Consider the following 4,721-nt stretch of genomic DNA (forward strand, 5'->3'; position numbering starts at 1 on the left):
ATAAATAAGTCGATCAAGATTTCGGATATCACGGCGAATCTCGTTCATTTCCATGTCTACTGCTTTGACAGTTCTAATAGGAGGAGCAGGAGTAGTCCCCTTCTCAATAACAGTAAAACCAACACGCATCATTTCTGTTTCCAGTTCTTGAACTCTCTTCAATAAAATACTCTTAAGCTTTACTGCCTCTGCAAGAAGTATATGTGCCATAAATTTATATCCCCCATTCTACTTTGTTTTTGTCTAATACAACACTTGCGGCTTCTCCGCCGTGTACTTGCGTGAACATTTGGCCCATGGATTCTAATAATTTTACCGCTTCTTCCTGACTCATAGAAGGTCGGAGATATACTACTTGTATAGCACTCGTTGTACTTTCAGTAACTGCCGTCCGTTTAGAATCGACGAATGGACTCCCGAATGCACCTACTTCATCTTGAAGTGTTAAAATCCCGTGTAAATTATTTTCCCTACCATTCAATCCAAGATAATTTGTTTCTTTGTTGCCTACAGTGATAAAGATATCCTCTTTAATCTCATCCAAATTATATATTCCAAGAGGAATCTCATAGCGCATAGAGAAGAAGTTATTTAAATCTACAGCAGAATGCATAGGTGTGATATAATTTTGTTTTGCAATCCTTCTGTACATTGCTTCCATGGAAGGACGATAACGGTTAGGATCTGCTCCAAGCTTTTTCCAAAGACCTCGCCATTCCTTTATCCCATCAAAATCATTAACTGCTTTTTCCTCTAATTCGAAAAATAGCTGTTCTTGAAATAATTGGAGACGTCCCTTAAGCATTTGAGGGGAAGATGATACAATAATTTTGTTATAATAAATAAGGCCAATTTTAAAAGTAGGCTCTATTTGTAATAGAGAAGTATCTAATTTTACAAACATTTTAAACCATCCTTGTATATATTTTCTTCATTGTACCATACAGAAAGGAGAACTCTAGTGAATATAAACCAGTTTCAACAGAACCTCATAGAATACGCTGCATCCATTGGAATTGATAAAATTGGTTTTACTACTGTTTCTCCATTTCATGAATTGAAGAATCGATTAATTCGTCAGCAGGAGCTAGGGTATGCTTCCGGATTTGAAGAGCCGGATCTTGATAAAAGAACAAATCCCCAGCTTTTACTGGAGGAGGCACAGAGCATTATCTCGATAGCTATTGCTTATCCCTCTAAGATGAAGGATGCACCCCAAAGTGTAAAGGGAGCTAGACGTGGGATATTTGCTAGAGCATCCTGGGGAATGGATTACCATACTGTTTTAAGAGAAAAGCTCGCTCAGCTAGAATTATATATTTTAACGCACATACCAGACGCTAGGCTGCGCTCAATGGTCGATACTGGTGAGCTTTCAGACCGTGCTGTTGCTGAACGTTCTGGGATTGGATGGAGTGCAAAAAATTGTTCAATCATCACCCCAGAATTTGGATCTTATGTTTACTTGGGAGAAATGATTACCTCTATTCCTTTTGCCCCAAGTGAACAGATGGAGGATCAGTGTGGGGATTGTAGGCTTTGCTTAGACGTCTGCCCTACTGGTGCTTTAATAGAAGGTGGTCAGCTGAATGCACAACGATGTATCGCCTTTATCACCCAAACGAAAACGATGGTGCCTGATGAGTTTCGAGCGAAGATAGGGAATCGGATATATGGCTGTGATACATGCCAAACCGTCTGTCCAAAAAATAAAGGCAAGGCTAATCTTCATCAGGAATCATTCAAGCCTAACCCGGAGCTTGTGAAGCCTTTATTGTTACCGTTACTAGGCATGACGAATCGGACCTTTAAAGAAACGTATGGTCATATGTCTGGTTCATGGAGAGGGAAAAATCCAATTCAACGGAATGCAATCATTGCATTGGCACATTTTAAAGAAGAGGGAGCCGTTCCCACGCTGATCGAACTAATGCTGCACGATGCAAGACCAGTAATAAGAGGAACAGCAGCATGGGCATTAGGCAAAATTAATACAGAGGAAGGCTTGCTTGCATTAAAGGAAGCAGAAACAACAGAACAAGAAGAACAGGTTTTAGAAGAGATTCGCAAGGGTCTTGCGTTTTATACAATTGAAAATTAGGAAGTGGAATCATTGAGTATTAATGTCGTTTTATATCAACCAGAAATTCCTGCAAACACAGGAAATATTGCTAGAACGTGTGCAGGTACAGGCGCAAAGCTTCATCTTATCCGACCATTAGGTTTTTCTACAGACGATAAAATGCTAAAGCGTGCAGGATTAGATTATTGGGAGCATGTTGACATCACCTATTATGATGGGTTAGATGAATTTTTCGCTGCTCACCCTGAAGCTGAATATTACCTCATCACTAAATTTGGCGCGAAGCCACATACTACCTTTGATTTTAGTGATTCAGAGAAGGATCATTTCTTTATATTTGGACGTGAGACGAAGGGACTTCCTCGTGAATTTATCGACGCTCATCCAGACCGCGCGCTTAGAATACCGATGAATGACAATATTCGTTCATTGAATCTCTCGAACACAGCAGCAATTCTTATTTATGAGGCTTTGCGTCAACAGAATTATCCAAACTTACATTAAAAAAACGGACGAAGTCTTATTCAGACTCGTCCGTTTTTATGTTGAATAATTATTATTTCTCAGATGCACCTGGTTTGTCGTCGTATCCTGCAGTGAAAATTGCAGTAAGAAACGCAACACAAACGCCAAGAATAAGGATTAGTTTCATACTTAAGCGCCTCCTCTATATATTCTAAATCTTAGTATAACCTAATTTGTAAAAAAATGAAACGATACAATAAAACGAAATTATGTCTGAAATAGAAAGTGTCAAAGTTGCATGTAACGTGTGATTCTACTAGGATAGATAAAAAGGAGTGATTTTTTAAATGGATAATTTGAAAAATGGTCCAGAGAACGGCTCAATGGCAACAAATATGGACGAGGTAAAAACATTAGGCAAGCAAATGGAACGCATGAGAGATAACCAAGAGCTAGAAGAAGATAACCGTGTATCAGACCCTGCTCAATCAGATAGTGCTACAATTATGAAGAAGCGGAAAGACGACTGATTCTTCAGTCGTATTTTTTGAGTTTGCCTGTCGGGGCAGTGATAGGCCCTGCGCATTTCTTATTGTCTAGCTCCGGCGCCTTGCCCCTCGGGGTCAAATGGGAAAATACTGCGGTGGCTGAGGAGCTGCCTCCTCGCATTTCCCCATTTGCCTGTCGGGGCAGAAATAGGCGCCTGCGCATTTCTATAAAAGGGAAGGATGAGTTTAATGGAATTACTTGAGAATTCAACGAAGAGATTGGCTAATGGAGTGGAGATGCCACGTATTGGATTAGGGGTATATAAGATGACAGAGCCAGAGGTTGCTCGTAAGGCAATTACTCATGCTTTGGAATCAGGTTACCGTCATATTGATACGGCTTCCTTATATGCAAATGAAAAAGAAGTGGGGGAAGCTGTTCGTGCTTCTGGAATCTCACGCAAAGAGATTTTTGTAACTACTAAGGTTTGGAATACCGATCAAGGCTATGACCAGACGTTAAGAGCCTTTGAAAAGTCTTTAGAGCTATTAGGTATGGATTATGTAGATCTATACTTAACTCATTGGCCAGTTGCTGAGAGTTATATAGATACATATCGTGCAATTGAACGTCTTTACGAGGAGAAGCTTATTCGAGCAACAGGCGTATCTAATCATAATCAGCACCATTTAGAGGCAATTGCTGCTAAAGCTAATATAAAGCCTATGGTCAATCAGATAGAGTGCCATCCTAGACTGACACAGTATGATCTTAGAGAGTACTGTGCCTCCGAGGACATTGCAGTTACGTCTTGGTCACCGCTAGCTAGAGGTAGATTATTAGAGGAGCCTACGTTGGCTCGCATCAGTGCTAAGTATGGGAAATCTACCGCACAGGTGATTATCCGCTGGCATTTACAGCATGATTTGATTGTTATTCCAAAGTCTATTACTCCAGAAAGAATCCATGAAAATTTTGATGTGTTTGACTTTGAATTATCATTTGAAGATGTGAAAAATATTGATGCACTCAATTTAAATGAGCGAACTGGAGCAGATCCAGATAATTTTAGCTTTTAATAAATGAAAAAAATGGTCATTACTGAGGGGATTTCAGTAACGACCATTTTTTTATTCGCTGTTATTACATGTAAGAATCTTTCCCTGTGAAAGAATAGGAAGTAAAAGGGAAACAGCGTCAATAAAGGGGGTTTATTCTAATATTACCCATTTGTCATTATTTTATTCAAAACATTTATGGAAAACTGCTTGTTAAAGTTTATTAATTGAAGGCTTTCTTTGAAACTGATAACCATCCTAGCCCCACCACATTATACAAACAAATACTGACCACAAGGATACGATGAGGCCAACCATGACAGTACCTAAAATGTATACATCATTAAACTTGTTATCTATTTTTTTAAACTTAACCAATACTGATACTAAAAAAGGTGTAGCTAAGTATAGGATGATACTAATTACCGTTATGATGGTTAAGTAATATATAGGTGGGACGTTACTCGCCATAATTTCATCTACAAAATAGGCTAAAGCTTGTCCAAATAAGCCTAACAGGGTTGCACTTATTATTAATACCCACAAAAGAAAGTGCCATTTTTTCAAAACTCATGCCTCCTTTGTTAATTTAGAGTATAGTATATTTAGTGTAATTTTACACTAAA

The 4,721-nt window shown here is 38.8% G+C and carries 6 protein-coding genes and 1 pseudogene; 4 read left to right on the plus strand and 3 right to left on the minus strand.

All coding sequences use genetic code 11. From position 1 onward, the window contains the following. Window positions 1-210 (minus strand): annotated as a pseudogene (locus AC06OU_RS11915) (hypothetical protein); the annotation flags it as partial. Between the two features lie 4 nt (window positions 211-214). Beyond that, window positions 215-904, minus strand: a complete 690-nt coding sequence (locus AC06OU_RS11920) for a B3/B4 domain-containing protein (RefSeq protein ID WP_475856020.1) — start codon at window positions 902-904, stop codon at window positions 215-217. 57 nt (window positions 905-961) lie between these two features. On the opposite strand from AC06OU_RS11920, the gene queG reads away from it, so the two are divergent. The 4 genes from queG to AC06OU_RS11940 all read left to right on the plus strand — a co-directional run bounded on the left by queG (window position 962) and on the right by AC06OU_RS11940 (window position 4,116). Next, on the plus strand, window positions 962-2,101 hold the full coding sequence (gene queG / locus AC06OU_RS11925; RefSeq protein WP_475856022.1) for a tRNA epoxyqueuosine(34) reductase QueG: 1,140 nt from the start codon (window positions 962-964) through the stop codon (window positions 2,099-2,101). Between the two features lie 12 nt (window positions 2,102-2,113). Next, a complete protein-coding gene (gene trmL / locus AC06OU_RS11930; protein WP_475856023.1) occupies window positions 2,114-2,587 on the plus strand; it encodes a tRNA (uridine(34)/cytosine(34)/5-carboxymethylaminomethyluridine(34)-2'-O)-methyltransferase TrmL in 474 nt (157 codons plus the stop codon). Between the two features lie 308 nt (window positions 2,588-2,895). Then, on the plus strand, window positions 2,896-3,078 hold the full coding sequence (locus AC06OU_RS11935) for a hypothetical protein (protein ID WP_144541921.1): 183 nt from the start codon (window positions 2,896-2,898) through the stop codon (window positions 3,076-3,078). A 207-nt stretch (window positions 3,079-3,285) separates the two neighbouring features. Continuing rightward, window positions 3,286-4,116: an aldo/keto reductase gene (locus AC06OU_RS11940; protein ID WP_475856025.1), complete on the plus strand. Its 831-nt coding sequence runs from the start codon at window positions 3,286-3,288 to the stop codon at window positions 4,114-4,116. 237 nt (window positions 4,117-4,353) lie between these two features. Here the strand turns inward: AC06OU_RS11940 and AC06OU_RS11945 are convergent, their stop codons facing one another. Continuing rightward, the gene (locus AC06OU_RS11945; RefSeq protein WP_251556698.1) at window positions 4,354-4,662 is read right to left on the minus strand and encodes a hypothetical protein; all 309 of its coding nucleotides are present in this window, start codon (window positions 4,660-4,662) and stop codon (window positions 4,354-4,356) included. Between the last annotated feature and the right edge of the window lie 59 nt (window positions 4,663-4,721).

Source organism: Psychrobacillus sp., from assembly GCF_056205495.1.

Coding starts and splice junctions, on each gene's coding strand:
- AC06OU_RS11940 (WP_475856025.1), top strand. CDS start 3,286: ATGGAATTACTTGAGAATTCAACGAAGAGATTGGCTAATGGAGTGGAG.
- AC06OU_RS11920 (WP_475856020.1), bottom strand. CDS start 904: ATGTTTGTAAAATTAGATACTTCTCTATTACAAATAGAGCCTACTTTT.
- AC06OU_RS11935 (WP_144541921.1), top strand. CDS start 2,896: ATGGATAATTTGAAAAATGGTCCAGAGAACGGCTCAATGGCAACAAAT.